Annotated in this window: 16 protein-coding genes; 10 read left to right on the top strand and 6 right to left on the bottom strand. The window is 37.7% G+C overall.

Annotation, left to right across the window (positions count from 1 at the left end; all coding sequences use genetic code 11):
• Positions 1 to 111: 111 nt before the first annotated feature.
• Complete coding sequence (gene recO / locus B5G27_RS12915; RefSeq protein ID WP_087179318.1) at positions 112 to 828, bottom strand: DNA repair protein RecO; 717 nt, start codon at positions 826 to 828, stop codon at positions 112 to 114.
• A gap of 20 nt (positions 829 to 848) precedes the next feature.
• Positions 849 to 986, bottom strand: coding sequence for a hypothetical protein (locus B5G27_RS16070; RefSeq protein ID WP_162611249.1), 138 nt, complete (start codon positions 984 to 986; stop codon positions 849 to 851).
• A gap of 626 nt (positions 987 to 1,612) precedes the next feature.
• Here B5G27_RS16070 and B5G27_RS12910 point away from each other — a divergent pair.
• From B5G27_RS12910 to B5G27_RS12885, 6 genes are all read left to right on the top strand, one after another.
• Positions 1,613 to 2,992 (top strand): IS4 family transposase, encoded by a 1,380-nt coding sequence (locus B5G27_RS12910; RefSeq protein ID WP_087179269.1) that lies wholly within the window; start codon positions 1,613 to 1,615, stop codon positions 2,990 to 2,992.
• Between the two features lie 426 nt (positions 2,993 to 3,418).
• Entirely contained in the window at positions 3,419 to 3,793 is a 375-nt protein-coding gene (locus B5G27_RS12905) for a hypothetical protein (RefSeq protein WP_087179278.1), read from the top strand.
• Between the two features lie 5 nt (positions 3,794 to 3,798).
• Positions 3,799 to 5,637: a metallophosphoesterase family protein gene (locus B5G27_RS12900; protein ID WP_087179277.1), complete on the top strand. Its 1,839-nt coding sequence runs from the start codon at positions 3,799 to 3,801 to the stop codon at positions 5,635 to 5,637.
• Positions 5,634 to 5,996: a MazG nucleotide pyrophosphohydrolase domain-containing protein gene (locus tag B5G27_RS12895; protein WP_087179276.1), complete on the top strand. Its 363-nt coding sequence runs from the start codon at positions 5,634 to 5,636 to the stop codon at positions 5,994 to 5,996. The genes B5G27_RS12900 and B5G27_RS12895 overlap by 4 nt, the downstream gene beginning before the upstream one ends.
• Positions 5,962 to 6,654 carry a dTMP kinase gene (gene tmk / locus B5G27_RS12890; protein WP_087179275.1) on the top strand — a complete coding sequence of 231 codons (693 nt, stop codon included), beginning with the start codon at positions 5,962 to 5,964 and terminating at the stop codon, positions 6,652 to 6,654. Before B5G27_RS12895 ends, tmk begins: the two co-directional genes overlap by 35 nt.
• Positions 6,638 to 7,525: a radical SAM protein gene (locus tag B5G27_RS12885; RefSeq protein ID WP_087179274.1), complete on the top strand. Its 888-nt coding sequence runs from the start codon at positions 6,638 to 6,640 to the stop codon at positions 7,523 to 7,525. Before tmk ends, B5G27_RS12885 begins: the two co-directional genes overlap by 17 nt.
• A 281-nt stretch (positions 7,526 to 7,806) precedes the next feature.
• On the opposite strand, the gene B5G27_RS12880 is transcribed toward B5G27_RS12885, so the two are convergent.
• From B5G27_RS12880 to B5G27_RS12870, 3 genes are read right to left on the bottom strand one after another with little or no spacing between them, the layout of a single operon-like run.
• Entirely contained in the window at positions 7,807 to 8,811 is a 1,005-nt protein-coding gene (locus tag B5G27_RS12880; protein WP_087179273.1) for a DUF2971 domain-containing protein, read from the bottom strand.
• A 16-nt stretch (positions 8,812 to 8,827) separates the two neighbouring features.
• Positions 8,828 to 9,415, bottom strand: coding sequence for a hypothetical protein (locus B5G27_RS12875; RefSeq protein WP_087179272.1), 588 nt, complete (start codon positions 9,413 to 9,415; stop codon positions 8,828 to 8,830).
• 15 nt (positions 9,416 to 9,430) lie between these two features.
• Complete coding sequence (locus B5G27_RS12870; protein WP_087179271.1) at positions 9,431 to 15,490, bottom strand: hypothetical protein; 6,060 nt, start codon at positions 15,488 to 15,490, stop codon at positions 9,431 to 9,433.
• Between the two features lie 295 nt (positions 15,491 to 15,785).
• Here B5G27_RS12870 and istA point away from each other — a divergent pair, with 295 nt between their 5' ends.
• Together istA and B5G27_RS12860 are read left to right on the top strand one after the other, a co-directional pair.
• Positions 15,786 to 17,399 (top strand): IS21 family transposase, encoded by a 1,614-nt coding sequence (gene istA / locus B5G27_RS12865; RefSeq protein WP_143449723.1) that lies wholly within the window; start codon positions 15,786 to 15,788, stop codon positions 17,397 to 17,399.
• Positions 17,386 to 18,123 (top strand): ATP-binding protein, encoded by a 738-nt coding sequence (locus tag B5G27_RS12860; RefSeq protein WP_087179270.1) that lies wholly within the window; start codon positions 17,386 to 17,388, stop codon positions 18,121 to 18,123. The genes istA and B5G27_RS12860 overlap by 14 nt, the downstream gene beginning before the upstream one ends.
• 275 nt (positions 18,124 to 18,398) lie before the next feature.
• On the opposite strand, the gene B5G27_RS12855 is transcribed toward B5G27_RS12860, so the two are convergent.
• Positions 18,399 to 19,835: an ISLre2 family transposase gene (locus tag B5G27_RS12855; protein WP_162611232.1), complete on the bottom strand. Its 1,437-nt coding sequence runs from the start codon at positions 19,833 to 19,835 to the stop codon at positions 18,399 to 18,401.
• Positions 19,836 to 20,186: 351 nt separating this feature from the next.
• Between B5G27_RS12855 and B5G27_RS12850 the strand changes: the two genes are divergently transcribed.
• Positions 20,187 to 21,566: an IS4 family transposase gene (locus B5G27_RS12850; RefSeq protein ID WP_087179269.1), complete on the top strand. Its 1,380-nt coding sequence runs from the start codon at positions 20,187 to 20,189 to the stop codon at positions 21,564 to 21,566.
• Between the two features lie 194 nt (positions 21,567 to 21,760).
• Positions 21,761 to 22,072 (top strand): PadR family transcriptional regulator, encoded by a 312-nt coding sequence (locus B5G27_RS12845; RefSeq protein ID WP_087179268.1) that lies wholly within the window; start codon positions 21,761 to 21,763, stop codon positions 22,070 to 22,072.
• Positions 22,073 to 22,161 lie beyond the last annotated feature (89 nt).

Raw genomic sequence — 22,161 nt, 5'->3', positions numbered from 1 at the left:
TACTAGAACGCGGACCAACAGAAATCTCTTCAAATTCATAGATCAATCCGCCCTGTATCAGTTTCTCCAAACTCATTTCCTTACCTTCTTTTGTACTGTATTCATTAGATTTTAAAGCAGCGTCTCCAGTATCTCCAGTGACTTAAACCTCTTATTCACATAAATCTCCATGAGCCGGCCCATGATCCTCCCCAGCTCATCCATCACTTTATCCGTAACCGTAAATGTATATAATTTTTCAATACTGCTGGATTCTATATATTGCATGCTATATAAAGTCGAGTTGTCCAGTATCATTCCGTCGATCACGTCCCTGTCACACTCGCTGCACACCAGCCCGCCTTTCGCGGCGCTGAACACAGCCGGCCGGTCCTTATTCCCGCAGGTGACGCACTGGAACACCTGCGGCCCCTGCCCGTTGACAGTCAGCGCCTTCAGTTCGAATATGTAGCGGATAAGCCTGTTCGGAATATGAGGATTGATCAAGGCACGCATAGTCTGATACAGAAGTTTTAACATTTCCCTCTCATCGTTAAATTCTTTCGTATAATAATCGGCAAACTCAAGAAAATAAAACCCGTAATACGCGCCTATCATATCCGATCGGAGTTCCGCAAAATAATTGGAAATATCAGCAGATTGGATAGTATACGACGAACGCCCTTCATACATAGTAAATGTCCCAAAAGAAAACGGATTCACCGCGCCCACCAGCGGGCTGTTCGGGCGCCTGGATCCCTTCGCGAATGCTGATATCTTGCCCTGTTCTTTTGTCAGTATGACCACCCTGCGGTCATATTCCCCTACCGGCATGGTGGAAAGCACCATGCCTGTCAGTACGATCTGGTTCACGCGATTCCTTTCTGCCGCACCTCATCTTCCTCACCGCCTGCCCATCCGGCCGTGAGACTGATCCGGTTCATATGGCTGTCTTTCTGTTTGTTCCGTCCTGTTTCTGTTATGACACGGTCTGTCATCCGTATCATCTGTTCGGCTGTTTTTGTAATTCAGATAATCGTCTATTTTCCCGCTCATCATAAACTGCTTCCAATATGTGTCCTGCATCAGCTCACCTCGTCTTATGTGATCCCACTTTCTCAGTTTCAGTTCCCCTTTGTCAAACTTTTCTTCGAAGATGGTTATATATATTAGGTTCTCCGATCCATCGGACACTATACTGTATAAAAAATACCATATTATTTTACCCGAAAATGCCTTGACAGACAACATTTTCCCCTAATTTTTCCGGATCGCATAGAACACAGCCGTGCCATTCGGGAGACCGCACTGATGTGCTGATCGAGGCTGCCGCCGTTTTCCTCATTAACAGGTGCTCAATTCATCCGGCTGACCGGTTGAAAAATCATACAGGCACGTTTTTCTCGCCCGTACAGCCTGGTTACCTAACTGTTTCGGTCATAGAATAATAGTCTTGACATCTGTGTGCAACTATTCATCTGTGTGCAACTATTATATACTAAAACTTCCCACACCAATACGGTGTGTTGAACCTTGAAAATTCAATATTTCAGCCAATAAAAAAGGCATAAACCTGTCCCGTTTGGTATAATGGAATTGACGAAAAACCATCTATACAAAGGAGATTTATGCCATGTCCAGTATACCACAAAACTATTGCGATGAGAACGAGTTAATTGATTGTGTTCAGAGATTTTTTTCCAGGCATCATGTCGGCAAGCTTCTCGCCAAATGCAATGGGATGAAAGAAAAAGGTGTTTCACCTGTTTCTCTGCTCCGCTACAAGCTCAGCAACATTTTTGTCGGAAGAAGCATGTATATGCAGCAACGAACTGGCTCTTTTAAGGAAGATTTTTCAAAGAACACTTTTTATCGGTTCCTAAATTCGGCAAAAACAAACTGGCTCCGTTTTACTTCTCTTCTGGCTGCTGATATCGTCAATAATGATCTCAAAGATCTAACGGACGATAGCAGGAAAAATGTGTTCATTGTTGATGACAGCCTTTTTAGTCGAACCAGCTGCAAGAAAACAGAACTGGGATCAAAAGTATTCGACCACACCGATATGCATTTCAAAAAAGGGTTTCGGATGCTTACATTAAGCTGGAGTGACGGAAATACACTGATCCCGGTAAACAGCTGTCTGTTAGCATCTGCAAAAGAAGCAAATATTATCGGTCCGGTAAAGAACTTTGATAACAGAACCATTGCAGGAAAAAGGCGCAAGCTTGCCCAGACAAAAGCACCTGAAGCAATGATGGCCTTGTTGGATACTGCTCTCAGTGCAGGACTAAAGGCTGATTATGTCCTTTTTGATTCCTGGTTTTCCAACCCGGCACAGATCACAGCCATCCATTCAAAGGGGATGGATGTGATTGCTATGCTCAAGAAAAGCAGCCGCATCAAGTATTCATACTGTGGTGAACAGCTGAATATCAAAGAGATCTATTCCAGGAACAAAAAACGCCGTGGCAGATCAAAGTATCTGCTTTCTGTTGACGTCATGGTAGGAAAAGAGAATCCTATTCCGGCGAAAATCGTTTGCGTAAGGAATAAAGCAAATCGCAAGGACTGGCTTGCTTTTATCTGTACAGATACGACCCTTTCCGAAGAAGAGATTATCCGTGTTTATGGAAAGCGCTGGCAGATTGAGGTTTTCTTCAAGACCTGCAAATCTATGCTGAATCTGATTGGAGAATGCCGCAGCTTATCCTATGATGCACTGACAGCTCACGTAGCTATCGTGTTTACCAGATACATGTTACTCGCAATGGAACAGCGCCAAAATGAAGATCAGAGGACGCTTGGCGAATTGTTCTTTTTCCTTGTTGATGAAATGGCGGACATTACTTTCCATAGATCACTTGGCATCCTAATGGATGCCTTGATGGCAAGCCTTCAGGAAATCTTAAAACTCAGCGATGAGCAATTGACAGCTTTTACTGCTGATTTTGAAGCAAGACTGCCGAAATATCTGCGTAACGCACTCCATCCTGAGGCTATAGGGGCATAAATCACTATTTTGTCAGCTGAAATATTGAATTTTCAAGGAGCGAAGCCCATTTCAGGTATGGGAAGTCTTAGTTAGTGAATTATCAGGATGCGCTTTTGTTTCTTCTTAGAGAAAGTCGGACAGTTAGACTTCAATGATCCTTAGTGATAAAGTATTGACCAATGCGATACTTATAGGAAGGAAGACAAATACTATAAAGTAGTGATTCGGCCTAAAAACTAACCGTCCTATAAGCGTTTTAGAGCGAAGAATTTGACATTTACGAAAAAGGAGCTGCAATTGTTATGGCAAAAATTTTTGCCTTTTTGCCAAATTTCTAGAATGGGTATTAAATATAAAAATTAGTACTATAAAAATAAATAGTGTGGTAAAATGTATACAATTGAAAAATTCGCATCATGATTTTATGAGAAAAGAGGAATGTCTATGAATGAAATAAAAAGTGTAAGCCCTAACGTTCTTTATCCTATGACAACAATTGCATCAATTAATCCAGATACTTTACAGAAGGTTGTATATGAGATAAAAAACGGAGTAGATATGCCATTAATTCAAGTTATTGAATTTGGAGGATATTATTTTATTTGGAATGGAAATTATGAAATGATTGCAGCAAATATGGTTGGGAAATTACAAGTTGATGTTGAGATAATACCATTGGAACAACAAAATAGTTGGCTTTCTGAAGAGGGGATTGAAGAACAACTGAAAACAGTGGGGATGAACGCATTATATGATTTTGAAGCATTAGGTGGATTTAAATATCCGGAATATCCGGTTTTCTACAAAGGGGGAAAATAATCAGTATGTATATTGTACAAATGGCAGATTTACACATAGGTTCGTCTTCACGGACAATGCCAGAAGAAAAAGCTCTTTTTTTGAAAAGTGTAGAGTTAATAAAAAATCAGATTCCTTCAAATGAAACAATTCTAATATGTTTATGTGGGGATATTATAGACAGTGAAAAAGTGTTAGCAGGTTCGAGCGAAGAAACAAAAAAAAGATATGAGAAAGCCGAAAATCTGATTAATGATTTTAAGAATGGGCTTGAAAATGAATATAATGTTATTATAAAATGTTGTCCCGGTAATCATGATGCAACGCATATAGATGATTTGTGGGAGTTTATATCAAAAGTAGATGATACGCATCCTTCTAAAACAAAATTAAGAAAGTGTTATTCGGTTAAAATTGAGGGCTTGGAAACTAAAATTATTTTTGTGAATTCTTGTGAAGGGGATCAGTATGAAAAAGGATGTATTGACTTTGATGCGCTTGAACAAGAATTAATAAATTTAGGACAGGATAATAAAAAGATAATTGTTCTGCATCATACGGTTATGAGCATGTTTGAGGAGGATAGTTCACCTATTAGAAATGCAGCAAAGTTAGTTAATTTGATTGACAAATTTGATGTAATAGGTGTTTTGCATGGACATATTCACGGCAGAGAGATTTTAAGCTTAGGACAAAATCAGTGTAAAATTATTGGAACCGGTGCACTGTTGAGTAGAAATAATCCGAACGTGAATTCCCAATTTAATATTATTGAGTTAAAGAATAATATTTTTCTAAAGATTTTAAATTGCAGATATATTGCAGACGGAGGCAATGATCCGTGGGATATAAAAGATTTGAACAATTGTGAAATAAGTAATATTTTTTCAGGCAATACCTTCTCAAAAGCATATCGGAAATTGATGGATACATTGAATGTGATGACACCAATTTATAATATGCGAATGGAACTTAAAACCACATATAGAGAATTTGCTGAGGATTTAGAAAAATTTTTCTATGAAGATAAACTGAAAATAGGAGATAAGGAATGGTCATATTTTGATTTGGGCAAGTTGTGGCAAGCCGATGAGGTGCCAGATGAGTTATATTTTAATCATGGCTCTTATTATAAAATGGGAGAAACGAGTGGAATAGACTATGTCGTTGAGGCATTGAAGAAAAAACCCACAAGTAATCGAATAGTATTGCCGACATATAATATGGAAAATATAATGAAGTCATTGGATGATAAGAATTATTTGCCATCACTTGCATCGATTCAATTTGGAAAACACGAAACAAAATTGATTGTTCATATGCACTTGCGTGCATTAGAGGCAAAACAGTTTTTAAAAATAAATATTTGTGAAATAGATTATTTATTGAAGAAATTAATAGACAATGGTATTACATTTGAAAATGTGGAAATTGTAATATCGGCATTTAGAGTACAAAAGATAGATAAGTTTCATTGTTTTTTAAAGTCAGAAATTGATGTGATGGATTCAACAGATCTTATCACAGCTGTAAACTATAAGGATTTCTTGAAGTTGTCGCAGTTGATTAAAGAAAAAAGAGATGGGCAGGAAACCGTTATAAAAACGAAAGGGCTTGAGATTATTTACAAAGCAATGAAAGCATCTAATAAAGCAATGAAAAAGAGTGGTGAAAAAGAAATATATAGCGAAGAGCTTATTGGACTTTTAAAACAAGTTTTAGATGTATATGAAGAACTGGATAAAATACATAAAACTATGTCGATTCAAAGCGATATAGAAAAATCTTATGCAGAAAATATAGATAATTTATTAGAAACAATAATAAATAGTATAAATGAGCTTGAAGAGGTGGAAGTTTCATGACTTTACAAGAATTAATAGAATTACAAAAAGAATTTGACGGTAAGCATCGAGGCAACTTTAAATGGGACAGCAAAGTTACCGATTCTAATATCGAAATGCTGGAATTTTTACTAGTTTCTTTAACTGGGGAAGTAGGTGAAGTTGCTAATATTGTAAAGAAAATTGTAAGAGGAGATTTTAAACTAAGCGAAAGGAAATCAGATATACAAGAGGAATTGGCAGATGTCTTTATCTATCTTATGAAACTATCTTATCAATTAGATATAGATTTGGAAAAAGCATATATGGCAAAGATGGGAAAAAATCGAGAAAGGTTTTTAAATTATGAAAAACAGGGAACAAAAGAGGCAGAAGGTTAAAAAGGGAAAATTTATTGCTTTTGAAGGAATTGATGGAAGCGGAAAAAGTACTCAGATTCAATTATTATCAAATAAATTAAGAAATCTGGGAATTTATTGTTACACGACAATGGAGCCAACAGACTCGCCGATTGGTTCATTGATTCATCAGATCATGACCGGAAGGATAAAAACTGATAATAGAGTAATTGCTGGACTGTTTGTTGCTGATCGACTGGATCATTTATTAAACGATGTGGATGGAGTCTTGCCGCAAATCTTGGAGGGGACAACAGTAATTACCGATAGATATTATTTCTCTTCTTATGCGTATCACAGTATTGATATGCCAATGGAATGGGTAATTCAGGCAAACGCACAAAGTAAAGAGATATTACAGCCAACAATTACCATTTTTATTGATGTGGATCCGGACACTGCTGTTGAAAGAATTGCAAAAAATAGGTTCCATCAGGAATTATTTGAAAAAAAATCAAGATTGATAAAAGTGAGAGAAAAGTATTTAGAGGCGTTCAAAAAATTAAAGGACGAAGAAAATTATGTTATTATTGACGGAAATAAATCTCAAGATGAAATTGCAGAGGATATTTGGAATGAAGTAAAAAAATATTTTATTGAAGATGGAAAGATGATGGATAGGAATGGAGATTCATTTTGAAATAATAAATCAATGTTTATTAAGTTGCAGACATTGTTCATCAATGGCGTCGAAATTGAAGTTGGAGAAGGAATACTCTAAACAGGATATGATTAAGTTGCTAAAAGCCATAAAGGGGGAAAAAGAGGTTTTTCTGACAGGAGGAGAACCACTTTTATATACAAATCTTGACGGGATGCTCAATGATCTGCAAACCCAGATAACGGACATCAGTTTGGGAATATTTACAACCGGCATTATATCGGATTCAGGACAGGCAAAGCCAATATCTCAAAAGTATGCAGAAAAATTAGCAGAATGTGGTCTTAAAGTATGTTATTTGTCTGTATACAGTCATTTGGAACAGGAACATGACTGGATGACAAGATTACAAGGATCATACAAAATGATTAAAGAATCGATAAGTCATTTACGAGCTGTAGGAATTGAGATTAGGTTTAATTCTGTGGTTACAAATAGGAATATGTCTTCTTTTAATAAGATCATAGAGTTTGCCGAAAGTATAGGAGCAACCGAAGTAAGAATACTTAAGCTGATCAGGCAAGGAAGGGCAAAGGAGTGCTGGGAAGACATAGGCGTTACCGAACAGAATTATAAAAATGTTATACAGAATGCTATGAAAAGAAGAAATAAACTTCGAATAACAGCTTCCGGAGCAATAGATATTTTACCCTGCAGGCATGGTTGTAATATTCAAACCTGTCCGGCTGGGAAATGGTTAATTTATGTCACAAATAATGGCGATATTTTTCCCTGTGCGAGTGTTAAAAGGAAAGTAGAATATAAAATAGGAAATATTAGTGAGATGGATATAGTTAAAAATTGGAATTTATTCCAAACCAAATTAGATGGGAAAATACTTTGTAAATAACTCAGTAAACCAGCTAAAATTGCAGGTGTATTGTTTTTATTATAAGAAAATCGTGTAGAGAGTAGATTTTTGATAAGGATTTTGGTGTTGTAGTGATGATATTCAGAGCTTTAGCGAAAATCAATTTCGGACTCGCCCGCACGAGAATATTCGGGAAGGTAAATAAGCTGAAAAGCGGGCTGTATGTATGGCCGCAACAGTTTTGAATGCCTAAATTCTAAACTGTTGCGACACGAATTAAAACGAACTTTGGGATACTCCCTCCCTTACAAACTATTAATTTATCCTCTGAAAGGGGTTGATACTTTCCTTATTTCAATTCCATTTACGTTTACGTACGAATAATCCTTCCTTTGTATCATCTGAAATCTACTATTTTTTTTAGGAAATTTGTTTATCACAAGATGTTTTAAAGCTTCAAATATTAAGTCCTGATTTTGCCCTGGCCCTACCGTTAAAGATTTAATCACAGATTCTCTTTTTGTGCCTTCCATCCGTCCTCGAATTTTTATTTTCATATATGGGACTATTTTACCATCGCTACTACGGTAGTTTACTAATTTTCCTGTCTCACAGCCCTTTATACTAAGCGGGAAAAATAGTAATCGAGACTCATTTTCTTCTTGAAAAGAGTCATGTTTAAATAATGGAGCCAATGAATACAATTTATCCATTTGCCTATAAATACATCGCTTCTTCTCTATATCGCTCTGCTCAGCATCCGAATTATAAATTTTATAAATATGTTCCTTTATAAAAGCATCAATGATTTCCTGTTTTTCCATATTATCATATATGACTTTATTTACATAATTAGGAAGATACTCCTGATTCATATTTTTAAAAGGGATATTGCTGGCAATATAACCTGAATACTCACAAAAATCAAGATTATATTCTATTGCAATTCCACTGTTTTTGCCATAATACTTCCATTGACTCAAGAGGCTTCTTTTACTACAGAAACATACAACATATATATCGTCTAACAAATTATCTTCATTCATCCTTCCCTCTTGATATTCCTCTATCCAATCGCTTAAAGTATCCCCCTTGCTTAACAATAAATCTTCAACTTTCCGATCAATAAGTTTCATACCGTTTATCAATTCTTCTTTATCATTTAGAAATGACAAATGAGACGCCCATATTTCAAACTCTCCATCTGTATGTTTAAGCATATTGATACAACTCTCCAAAGAAGTGTAATGAAAGTATTTCCCTTCCCCTTGAAATTTTGAGTCTGGTCGTATTAGATATTCCTCAATATATTTACTATAATCCATATGTAACCTCCTATTCTTATATAATTCCACTTTCTTGTGCAAATTTTTTTAAAATATTATTGAAGCACTCATCCCTCCTGCAATTTTTAAACGTTCCTCCACACAAAGAATTCATCTCATCATCATACCTTACGCATCCACCATAATATTCTTCGGGATCCGTTGATTTTTTCAGGCATTTTGCCTGCGGAAAACGCTCCTGTAATACATCGAATGGATCACGTATGTTACGATTATTGGCAGGAAATTCATAACCCGAAACAAACACAAATAATTTTCCTTCTTGTTTGAACCATTCCTTTTTTTCTTCATATATTTCAACACATAGCAAATTATCCAGGGCTTCTGCCAAAATAGTTCTATCCGTCTCATTTCTCATAGACAAATCAAACAAAATAATTTTGTACTCATCCTTTTTTTCTTCAATCAACTTTATGATCTTCTTCTTCTGTTCATCACGACTATAAATACGACTGCTTTCTTCATCACATATAGGAGTATCATTGATCAAGCGGAAATATTTTTGCCTATCGAACACTTCGCGTAATTTTTTGAATTCGATTTTCTTATCATCAATAAATAAAACCGGTATTTGATCCTTCATCCTTCATCATCCTCCTTATTCAGATCTTACGACCGGCAGTTGAACTTCAAACGTACCCGCTTTTTTATCCTCTTTGACTTTCAATTCACTGCCAAAATTTTTCATAAAATAATGTTTCAATGCTGGAATAGTTATCCCAGATTGCTCTGCCTCATCTCCCTTCACCTCATCCATCTCTTTCATTTTGTTCCTAACAATCAGGTATTTTCCAGCCGAAGAAACTTCCACTCGTACTCTATTACTACTTTCAACTCGGCCATGCTTTACTGCGTTTTGAACTATTGCCGCAAGTATCAATAAGTTACAATATCTGCTCCCTGGCGGACAAGAAAAGTTAAACTTTTCCGCTGTCTTATCTACGCTTATATTTGCTAATGTAGGATCCTCCTGATCTTTATTAAGATACTCCATTTGCATTAATAACCCTTCGATTTCATCAGTAAAAACAAATTTTTCAAAAGAGAGCTGAACAACAATTCTGTTGTTATTTTGCAGGTTTTCCTGATTACTTTCTTGGACACGTTCCTGTTCTACATAACCCGCTACTATACTTTCAACATAAAGCTTACTGATTAGACTGTCGGCTGCCATTTGCAACAAAAATCCAGCCCATTTAAGAATGCTTTTGTCCTGTATATCTTCTTTTTTGATGGCTTTTAGTTCAAATTCAATTTTTTTCAGAATTTCATCAGGTGTGTGCGTCCCCGTCTTAGGATTACTTAAAAGTTTATTTTTTACAAATAGCTCTTTAATTCTGCTAAAGGTATTTTTACGGAAATCATCTTTGATACGCTCTGATAACAAATACTTATAAACTAGGATATTGCGAATAGCAAATTTCATACTTGCCACGGTCTTTGTAGAAAATGCATCTCCTTCTGTAAACTCCAGCATAATCCATATTGAATCTGAATTTAAATCATTATTATTTCTTGAATTTCTATTCACAGATACATTACTTGCTGACTTTTCTTCACAATCTACTCCTTTTCCCATAATACAGACCAGAACAGTGTTCTTTTTGTAAAAATATACAGTATCATTCCAATCATTCGTATCCGAAATATGCTTCTTTCTCTCCTGTTCAATCTTTCTAAAATAACCCGTAGAATAATAATCTCTGATCAGACTGCTGATAATATAAATTTGGTCATTATTATCTATTCCATAAATACACAGGTACGATGCATTAGTGATGTCTTTGATAATATTTATTAAAGATACATAATAGTTATCCGCTTCGGAATCTGTCACCTGACCTTCTAAGTGATTTTTAAAACGAACTAATCCCCATAAAATTTTCCTGATTTCATTATTCTCCGTTTCGGATAACTTCCCGGATAATTCTCCGAAATAATCTATAGACATTAATTTCCTGAAATTATCAAAATAGTATTTGTCAAAATAGCTTGTTATTTCATCGGCTACCTTGATTTTCTTATATACTAATTCGTCTACTGCATCGGCAATGATATACGTGTTTTCATAAAAAAGAAAGTCTCTGAAATTGCTATTTATTTTCAACCTTTCTCCATTCTGGGGTCCATATTCTTTGCCGGTGAGAATGAGATATTCAAGCCACAATCCGACGGACTCATCCTTTCCTAATGTTATTAACCTTTTTATAGCTGCACCGTAAAACAATTCAAACTCTTTGGGATCAAATTCAAGTTCTTCTGCAAGACTAAATAATCGGTTAATTACTTTAGCTCGTATAAGATAACACGCACCTAATCTGGAAATTGCTCCTATCATTACCTTTATAAAATCTTTTTTTAATTTCGCTGATCCTTTTATAAATGTATTGATATAGATATCCTTTGTCAATGTACCTTCAATATTTTGCTTTCCTTTATCATACAGTGATAATACTGCTTCCATTGTTTCTAATAAAAATGGAAAAACAACATCTAAAATACTTTTTCTATAAGAAAGATATGGGCGGGAAAGCACTGTAAAGTATGCCATGACATACTCTATTTTCATATCAGCAGAATAATTCGGCATAGTCAAACGTCTTTTAATTGTTTCCTTTAACTCATCCTTCACTTTCTCGTCACGATTTCTATTCCAATTCATTCGAAGCAGCATTTGATTTATTTCATGTGTGCAAATTAGTCTTCTGAAATATCTTTCTTGTCTTTCAGCACCGTATTCCACCTCAGGTACTCCCCTTACTCTCTTGTCTTCAATTGCCTTTTCCCAATATGCAGTCAACTCATTTGTGACAGTTCTAATCTTTAGTGTTTCATAGTTGCTGACTTCAGAGCACAATGCACAGGCATTTTCATGATGATTTCTCAATCCTGATATCTGTAAATTAAAAAATGCAAAAAAAACACCTTTACATGGCAACCCAGAAACCGTACTCCTGGAACTTCTGTTTAACAGCAGAAAAATATTTTGGAAAAGGTTAACTTTGACCTGAGAGTCTCGGTTATACGCCTGCTCAGGAAATAAACTTTTCAATAGACTATATGTTCTTCTTATTGAAATACCGGAGTTAATCGTATCGTCAACATAGTGAAAATTAATAATAGCCGCCCTTCCTGTATGTGATATATTATTATATAATGCAGTAAGATTACTGTATTTACTTTGGATATTCTCACGATATTCACGGTCGCTGTCAATATATAATACTATCGGAACTCCCTGAAAGATCTCATTATTGATTGTTTCTAAAAATGCAGCATTAGTCTCATGGATCGGTGCAACTAATATATTATAGACATGAGGTATTTGTTCATGTTTTCTTATTTCTCTAACCTCATCTTTCTGCGCTGATACTTTTAATCTAACTTTTTCCAGCCATTCATCATATCTCTTTTTATAAGACTCGTTTCCTAAAATATTCTGCATAAGTTCATCTGTTTTAAAATAATATTGAAAATGATTATTTTCTCGTTTAATATGTCCATACAGCATGGCGTCCTTTAGTATAATTAAATCATCTTCATCAGTAGAAATATTTGGAGTTAGCGAGAGACTGCTTTCCTGAGGACCTGCCATAATCATCGGAACAACGGAGGCTCTATCCACTTCAATGATTGGTTTCTCATCTGTCAATTTGGCTGGATAACATGATTTGCAGCGCATAGGCTCTTGCCATTTACTTTCTACCAAAACATTGTATACAATAGTCTCCGGCTTACTTGTTTTTACCCTGACTCTACGCTCGGCAGAATCAATGGAATACCAATAATTTTGCTCAACCACTGAAAGATTCTTTTGTAATGGGTTTTCGGCATCTCCAGGATCCCCCTCTTCAGTTTTTTCCGAAGAATCTCTAATTAGAATCAAAGCAATATTCATCAAGATTTGTCCACTAATATCGTGCCCTACCCGATTTGCTAATTCTACGGTTATTTTCCCATGTGTTGTCAGTGTTGTACTTGTAGGAACGATAATTACAAATTGGCTGTTTTTCATATTATCTTTCCACATTCGAAATCTGGGATGAGGAAATTGTTCATAGACCAAACATCTCACAGAAATATTGTATACTTGTTTTAAAATTTTCTGTGTTTCTAGTATTAGTAATTCCGAGTAAGTATCATACCCGACAATCACCAGATCATTACTTATTCTATTTTTGATTTTACTTTTTATATTATGGGCAATTAAATATGCAAAACGCGAATTATACAGCGAAGAATTAAATAATTGAAATGTTTCAAAAAAATGATCAGTCACATGCATTTTCGCACCGACTCTCATATGGATATCACTTAATAGACATCCAAACTCCTCCTTTTGGATATTTTGCATTAAATCGTTTCGAACCCGCTGTTCAAACAACGTTATATTATTTTCATCACGTATCAATAGTTCAAATGGCGCCACTTTAAATGCCTTTTTTCTCTGTGACGATTTTACCATTCTCTGTTCTAAAATAATCTGTAATATTTCAAGGCATTCATTATATTCCCCTTTTGAATTTGCCCATAATTCATTGGCAGCGTAAGCAGCTGCCAGTGACTCTCCCGCAAAGGTTATTTCTGCCTTATTTCTATCGTCACACAAAAAAAGCTGTACATTTTTCATTGAGGTGCATCTTGCATTCTTATTGTAGAAAATAGCAAAAAACCTAGTAAAACCCACCATAAATTCATGACTGGCATTTATTATAGCTACACGTAACTTATCACCTTGGTGATGTAAAATAAATGTAATCATCGCTTTAGCCAACAGTTCTACATATCTGATACATGCGCACCCTCTCAAATCGATAACAAAAACTTCTTTCTTTTTATAATTCTGATGACAATTTTCTGCTATTTTTTTTATATTTTCTTTTTTATTTTCTCTACTATCCTTTTCCGTTTCAATACCATTCAGCAACTGATCAAAGCGGATTCTTGTATTTCCCCATCTGTTTTTTAATGCTATATCGTCAAACGAAGGATATATATCAATACCGACCCGTTTTTGTTCTTCCTGCTTTTTTATAGGTAATAAGATAGAGTATTGTGTCCCCGGCAGCCATTGTCTCATTCTGGAATATATGTCTTTCCCCTTCTTTTCTCCATAATTTACGACAAAATAAGATGATGGATCTAGACTGTTTCTTCCGCTTGAGACAGAAAAATACCCCTGATAATAACTGACCAAAGTATTAAAAAGTTGAAGTCCATAATGATTGGTAATATTTTCCGCAATCATATAATATTCATTCCAAAGCTTTTCCATATCTCGGTCAGGTTTAAAAAAACCCTGTAATGTAATTTTATCTGCTAGCTTGTCCTTGAGTTCCTCTGACAACTCATCAGTAAGCGCTCTTTTTTCCAGATTAGAGATAAATTTTTGCGGGATTGATTCATTATAATTTAAATCAGTGATCAGTACTTCCAGATAAAATAATTGATCATTAATTGTAAAGTTTTCATAATGATTTTCAAAATATTTGCTATTCCCAGAATGAATCCGAAAACTTAAGCAACCTCCCTGAGCATAGTCTAACGTATTTTCCATTAACTGTAATAGTCCGTCTGCAAAATCCTGAGCAGATTGACATAAATTATTAATTTGAGTTTTTTCAAGTTCTTTTTTACTTGTTTCATATACAAAGTGACAGAAAGCACTGAATAACAGCAAGGATAAAACAGACATATTTTCGCAAAGCGCGAATACTTCTGGTGCATTCGTAGCCTTTAGCACTCCACTATCCTTCAAATTATCAAGGCATATATCACAAATGATAGTTTTATAGAAATATCTTTTCCACTCGTTTTCAGACATAGTATTACTATATGTTTCCTGTAATACATCTCCGCTGCCTGCAAATTCCCATAATCCTTTCTGGAGTTTGTAAATATAATCATTTTTAATCGGGATCCCCTTTCGGCTCTCAGTTTCCACAGCCCGAAAGTCTTTATAGATTTCATTTACACTGGAAGTGAACATCATTTGCCATTCCCAATCCCAATATATACAGGGCAGAATTTTATTTAAGCTGCCCACACCATGTATTTGAAGACGATTTATCTTTTCTGTATTAATATATACCTGATTATATAACGGGTTATTTTTTAGACTGTCTGACTTTATATGTAATTGGAATTCATTTTTATTTTTTGCCAACTCCCATTCACTTTCCCAAGAATACATTTCACTTAAATTGTCAATCAACATGTAGCCTGCTATTCTTGCAGCATTTCCAAAATCCTTATTATCCAAATCTATACTTAAAAATATTTTCCCTCTGTATTCTCTCCTTAAAATCGTAAATAGCCTCAATGGAATTACGTTATATGTGAAATCGGCTCTGGTCTCTTTTCCTTCTATATGCAACAAATAGCAGTAATCTTTTTTTTGTTCACTGATCAGTTCTTTTAGCATGCAATAATCAAAACGTTGTTGTGCTTTCAGGTAATCAGGGATTTTCTTAGAATCAAACGTATTTTCATTAGCATTACATATATATCCCATTTTAATATTAAAACCTGTATAATCTTCCATTTCTTTCCGATTTTCAAGGCCATATATTATTTTGTTTGCCTCAACAAAAAAATTATCTTCATTATTCCCTGTAAATACAACTATTTTTAACATTATATTCGTATAAGCATACACGAAACCGATATGCTCTTTCCTCCTTCTCATTTTTTAGAGCCCTACAAATTCTGGAAATACTACATAAAAACTTACTAAAAACTGTATAGTAAACACAAAAGAATTGTTTTTTCAATATAAAAAACAAAGTTTCCCTGTACTCTGCAATCAGCGGACTCCAACAGACTGTTTTGCGGAGCAAAACGGACGCGATGCGGAGCGAGCGGACTTAACCTGTAGATATTGAAATCTGAGGGTACCTTATAATGATTAAGGCCATTGGAAAATGGTACGAATCATTTAAGGAGGATGCCTTATGTTAGATTACAAGAGCATCATTATCAAACGGTACGCACTGGGCCTGAGCTACAAGGAACTGGCTGAAGAATTCAGTGCAAGTAAATCCGGAATCAACGACTTCATCCGCGCTTTTGAAAGGTGTGAGAAGCTGTCGTATCCGCTTCCGGAAGGGATCACGAATTATGCGATCTATGAGCTGGTATACGGTCATGAGCCGGGAACCAACAGACGGAATGACGGTTATGAACAACCCGATTTCCCAACTATCTTTAAACAGATGAATGAGCGGAAGAACATGACGCTCGTTTACTTGTGGAGCCGCTACCAAAAAGACTGTATAACAAAAGCGGCAAAGCCATACCAGTATCGACAGTTCTGTGAACTGTATGGTCGCTGGTGCAGAGAGAACTGTGAAACCCTGCATATCCAGGCTGTAATCGGTCAGAAGATGGAAGTTGATTTTGCAGGTAAAACCTTTGAGTTGACCGATAAACTTACTGGCGAGATTACGACCATTGTTGTATTTGTAGCTGTTCTGCCCTATTCGCAGTACATCTATGCAGAAGGGATGGTATCTTCCTGTGAACCGCAATGGATTGAGGTCAATAACCACGCTCTTGCCTATTTTGGCGGCGTGCCTACGATTGTTGTTTGTGATAATTGTAAACAGGCAGTTACCGCCAATAAAGACTGGATCGATCCGGATTTGAATAAGGATTATGCTGCATGGGCTGATCATAACCACACCGCGATACTGCCAGCCAAAGTCCGTAAACCTAAATGGAAAAGCAGTGTGGAAAACGCTGTAGGCATTCTTGAAAAAGGCTTTTTCCATGATTTAGAAGAAAACCGTTATTTTTCTCTGGAGCAGTTCAACAAAGATCTCTGGGAGAAACTGGATGCTTTGAACCATGAAAACTTCAAAAAGAAGGATTACAGCAGATATGATCAATGGCTGGAAGAACGCAGTGAGCTGCTTCCTCTTCCGGCTGTCCCCTACGAATACATGGAAAGACGGACTGCAAAAGTATCTGCGGATTTTCATGTGCGCTTCGATAATGCTTATTACAGTGTGGATAAAGCATATCTGCACAAGAGTGTTCTGATTGCTGCCTCTGCAACAACAGTTAATATCTATTCCATGAAAGGCGAACTCATCGTCAGCTGGCGAAGGGCTTCCCGCAAGGGTGAATGGCTGACAGATCCTGCACATCTGCCCGAAAGCTACAAACAGATGTCAGAATGGAATGCCACTTACTTTACCAGGAAAGCTATGACAGTAGGTCCGAATACGGTCAAAGTCATAGAACACATCCTGAGAAGCCGTGAGCATGAAGTTCAGACGTACCGCCTGTGTATAGGTATCCTCAACTACACAAAGAAGTACAGCAAGCTTGCCCTGGAAGATTGCTGCAAACTGGCAATTGATACGAATCATATCTCGTATTCTTTTATTAAGAATTCAATTGCTGCCGTCGCTGAAGAAATCGGAAGTGCCGGTTTCAATACAAAGCTCAACGAAGAACGGAACAAAGGGGCGTTTGTCATGAGCCCGCATGCCGGGGATATTGACCGGCTTCTCTCCAAGAGCAGTAAACTTGCCGGGGAGGTGCGTGATGAAGAAGCTTGATCGAATCAATGAACTTGTAGATGAGCTCAATGAACTGAAGCTTGGATGTATGGCCGCTTCGCTTGATTCGCTGTATCACTCGAAATCCTTTGATGAGTTGGATGCCGTATCGCTGCTTGAGCAGGTGATCGGGCCGGAATACCAGAACAAAACATCGCAGAGATTTCAGAACAGACTGAAACGTGCGCATCTTTCAGGAGGACCTCAATCATTGGATAAGTGTAAAGATTCTAAGGAAAGGATCTATCTGCCTTCCGATATCAACGCTACGCTGTCATCACTGGATTTTATCCGTGAAGGTCTCAACGTCTGTATTCTCGGATCTTCCGACAGCGGGAAATCGTATCTGGCCAAAGCACTTGGAATACAGGCCTGTCTGAATTACAGGGCAATGTATCACCATTGTGAAGAATTCCTTGAAACAATGGTCGCCCTGAAACAGGCTGACTATTCGAAATATCAGAAGAAGGTACGCTTCTACTTGAAGCTGGATCTGCTGATACTGGATGATTTCCTGCTTCACACCATAACAGATGAACGTGAGATCAAAGTTCTCTTTGAAGTCATGGAAAAACGTAGTGAATTGTCAAGGTGCACAATTGTATGCTCTCAGAGAGAGCCAAACAGCTGGGCATCGATGATCCTCAATGACGAGGTATCAGCCAATGCGATACTGAAACGGGCAACAAAGCACTATACCGTAGTGATCCAGCCCAGAAACTAACTGACTATAATAGGCGATTCAGGGCGTCCGTTATGCTCCGCACAGCGTCCGCTCTGAAACGCATCGGAGTCCGCTGGGCTCCGCAGAATGCAGTACTCCAAGAAAACTTTGTTCACCACGTAATTATAATATCATATCTGGCAGAGATTCACAACTAACTTTGACAGGTATGTGTCAAGTAATCGTTGGCACTTTTTCTTATTTGTTGATGTCAGTTTATTTCTGCTATTTTCAGATAATTTTCCCTGGATTTTTTCCGCTCACCTTTCTTTCTTTTAACAGAAGGCTTTTTCAAAAGCTCTTCTTGATGCTGTCCGCATTGCATCCAGGAGTGGCATATGATGTGTGATGGCATCTATATACGGATTCCCTTTCCCGTCTTTCTTCGGTGCTTTCGCAGCACTCAGCGTTTTGACGATTTCCTCCATCTGCATCGTGAATATCAGTCCATCTGTATACCGTTCGATCGTATCGATCAGTTCCCTGTTCTCCTTCCGATACAGGGCTTTTGCCATGTTATTTGCCCCTTGTACGGACCATCTCATCCTCCGATGCTTCATCCGCATTGTGACCACCGTACAGTTCTGGTTCTCCTGCACTCCCATGTTTTTATATATGATCCCTTCTGGTGCGTCAGGCAACTCAATTCCCCTTTCCTGGTATGGAATCAGCCCCTCCCGGTTATTCCACAGATATTTGTATAATTCCCTTGCATTTTTGCTCCCCTTATCTTTCGGATCATCACTCTCTATGCTGTCTGCATAGACCTGGATATATTCCAGCATCTCCTCTACTTTCTTCTGCTCCAGGAGCTCTTTGATCCGTTCCTGAGCTTCTACATCCCGGATATTCTTTTTAATCTCCTTATAAATATGGAACCGATCCAGTTGGAAGATAACCTCCGGGTCATAGGCCTCTTTGATCCAGCTTCCTCCATCTCCGTTCAGGATACGCTGACCGATCTCATCTGCATCATAGATCTTTTCAATCAGTGCTTCCCGTTTTTGATGGAACTGACCGCTTTTCTCCATCCCCGCCAGCATCTTCTTGTTCACAAGGCTGCTCCTTTTCGGGTTATCCGAATCCCACCCTTCATACATCGTGAAAACCTTCATTTCCTGCTTCGGTGCCTTTCTATGCGTGGAATCCTGCATCCGCAGCCACACACCATCCATCTCCTCAAAAAGAATACCAACTGCTCTTTTCCCTTCCGCCAGATCTGCTTCCATCTGCTGTACCGCGTATTCCTCCTCTTCGCTGATCCGTTCTCCCAGCTGTTGGATCAGGTTCCAGACACCCCCATGGCTGATCGTCTGCCCGCAGGTATCACTTATTATATCTGCGCTGACACGATAAGGGGATTCTGTTACTGTAAGGGCAATCTTTTCTGCAAGGTTCGTAGAGATCAGCCCAATCTTCTCCATCTGCATCGCCTGATCCAGAAGATAGATGTGGGCGGTCCTTCCGTCCTCTTGTTCTGTCCGGTAAACTCTTCTGGAATAGGTCACTTCCCCATATACAGTTTTGATCGAGGTTTCCCGTTTGCCTTTGTTCCTGTAAGCCTTTTTATCTCTCTCTTTTGCCAGTTCGTCATCATAGTTTTCCAGAATGATCTGGGTGATCATCCTACCCAACTCGCAAACATAGGAAAAAACTTTCTGCTCCAGCACCTTGAAAGATACCATTTTTTCTTCTACAATAGATTTCATCATACAGTCTCCTTTACGTGTTTTGTTCGCAACTAACATCATAAAGAAAAACTGTATGATTGGGAAGTGGGGATTTTCTCTGCTTCCCTTTTTATTTAGGAATAATTCCTATTTTTGCCAATAATAATTATACACTAACCTTTGACAGTTACCAGTTTTAAACGGTAAAAATATATTTGCCTGCCATATGCCAATGAATTTCTAAGAAAAAATAAGTTACTAAAACTTCCCACACCAATACGGTGTGTTGAACCTTGAAAATTCAATATTTCAGCCAATAAAAAAGGCATAAACCTGTCCCGTTTGGTATAATGGAATTGACGAAAAACCATCTATACAAAGGAGATTTATGCCATGTCCAGTATACCACAAAACTATTGCGATGAGAACGAGTTAATTGATTGTGTTCAGAGATTTTTTTCCAGGCATCATGTCGGCAAGCTTCTCGCCAAATGCAATGGGATGAAAGAAAAAGGTGTTTCACCTGTTTCTCTGCTCCGCTACAAGCTCAGCAACATTTTTGTCGGAAGAAGCATGTATATGCAGCAACGAACTGGCTCTTTTAAGGAAGATTTTTCAAAGAACACTTTTTATCGGTTCCTAAATTCGGCAAAAACAAACTGGCTCCGTTTTACTTCTCTTCTGGCTGCTGATATCGTCAATAATGATCTCAAAGATCTAACGGACGATAGCAGGAAAAATGTGTTCATTGTTGATGACAGCCTTTTTAGTCGAACCAGCTGCAAGAAAACAGAACTGGGATCAAAAGTATTCGACCACACCGATATGCATTTCAAAAAAGGGTTTCGGATGCTTACATTAAGCTGGAGTGACGGAAATACACTGATCCCGGTAAACAGCTGTCTGTTAGCATCTGCAAAAGAAGCAAATATTATCGGTCCGGTAAAGAACTTTGATAACAGAACCATTGCAGGAAAAAGGCGCAAGCTTGCCCAGACAAAAGCACCTGAAGCAATGATGGCCTTGTTGGATACTGCTCTCAGTGCAGGACTAAAGGCTGATTATGTCCTTTTTGATTCCTGGTTTTCCAACCCGGCACAGATCACAGCCATCCATTCAAAGGGGATGGATGTGATTGCTATGCTCAAGAAAAGCAGCCGCATCAAGTATTCATACTGTGGTGAACAGCTGAATATCAAAGAGATCTATTCCAGGAACAAAAAACGCCGTGGCAGATCAAAGTATCTGCTTTCTGTTGACGTCATGGTAGGAAAAGAGAATCCTATTCCGGCGAAAATCGTTTGCGTAAGGAATAAAGCAAATCGCAAGGACTGGCTTGCTTTTATCTGTACAGATACGACCCTTTCCGAAGAAGAGATTATCCGTGTTTATGGAAAGCGCTGGCAGATTGAGGTTTTCTTCAAGACCTGCAAATCTATGCTGAATCTGATTGGAGAATGCCGCAGCTTATCCTATGATGCACTGACAGCTCACGTAGCTATCGTGTTTACCAGATACATGTTACTCGCAATGGAACAGCGCCAAAATGAAGATCAGAGGACGCTTGGCGAATTGTTCTTTTTCCTTGTTGATGAAATGGCGGACATTACTTTCCATAGATCACTTGGCATCCTAATGGATGCCTTGATGGCAAGCCTTCAGGAAATCTTAAAACTCAGCGATGAGCAATTGACAGCTTTTACTGCTGATTTTGAAGCAAGACTGCCGAAATATCTGCGTAACGCACTCCATCCTGAGGCTATAGGGGCATAAATCACTATTTTGTCAGCTGAAATATTGAATTTTCAAGGAGCGAAGCCCATTTCAGGTATGGGAAGTCTTAGTTATATAGTTACAATATACAGTTGAACTGTATATTTGTGCTGTATATATCTTTGACTCCCCGGCAGGGACAAAGTATTTATAAAAGTTAAATGATAAGTATTTACAAGAGGAGTTTGTTTTCGATGAACAGAAATAAATATCTGCCGCTCACGGAAACCACATTCTATATATTAACAGCACTGCTGGTTCCCGGACACGGATACGCAGTCATGCAGAAGATAGAAAATCTCAGTTCCGGAAAAGTACGGGTCGCCGCCGGAACGATGTACGGAGCTCTCGAGAATCTCCAATCACAAGGACTCATCACTCCCGTCCCCGGTCCGGACAAAAGACGCAAACTGTACCAGACGACCCCTTTAGGCCGGGAAGTCCTCCATTCAGAAGCAGAGCGTCTGAGATATCTCGCCGGTGTTGCCGACAGGCTGAACCTGTAACACATAATATTTTTATACTTTTTCATGATGATTTACGTTTACCTGCTGCGTCCTGCAGCCGGAATTCAAATATGAGTTTGGAAAAAGGA

The sequence above is a fragment of the Lachnoclostridium sp. An76 genome (assembly GCF_002161355.1).
GTDB classification, from domain to species: Bacteria; Bacillota; Clostridia; order Lachnospirales; family Lachnospiraceae; genus Mediterraneibacter; species Mediterraneibacter caccavium.
This window is presented reverse-complemented; position numbering and strand designations above follow the sequence as displayed.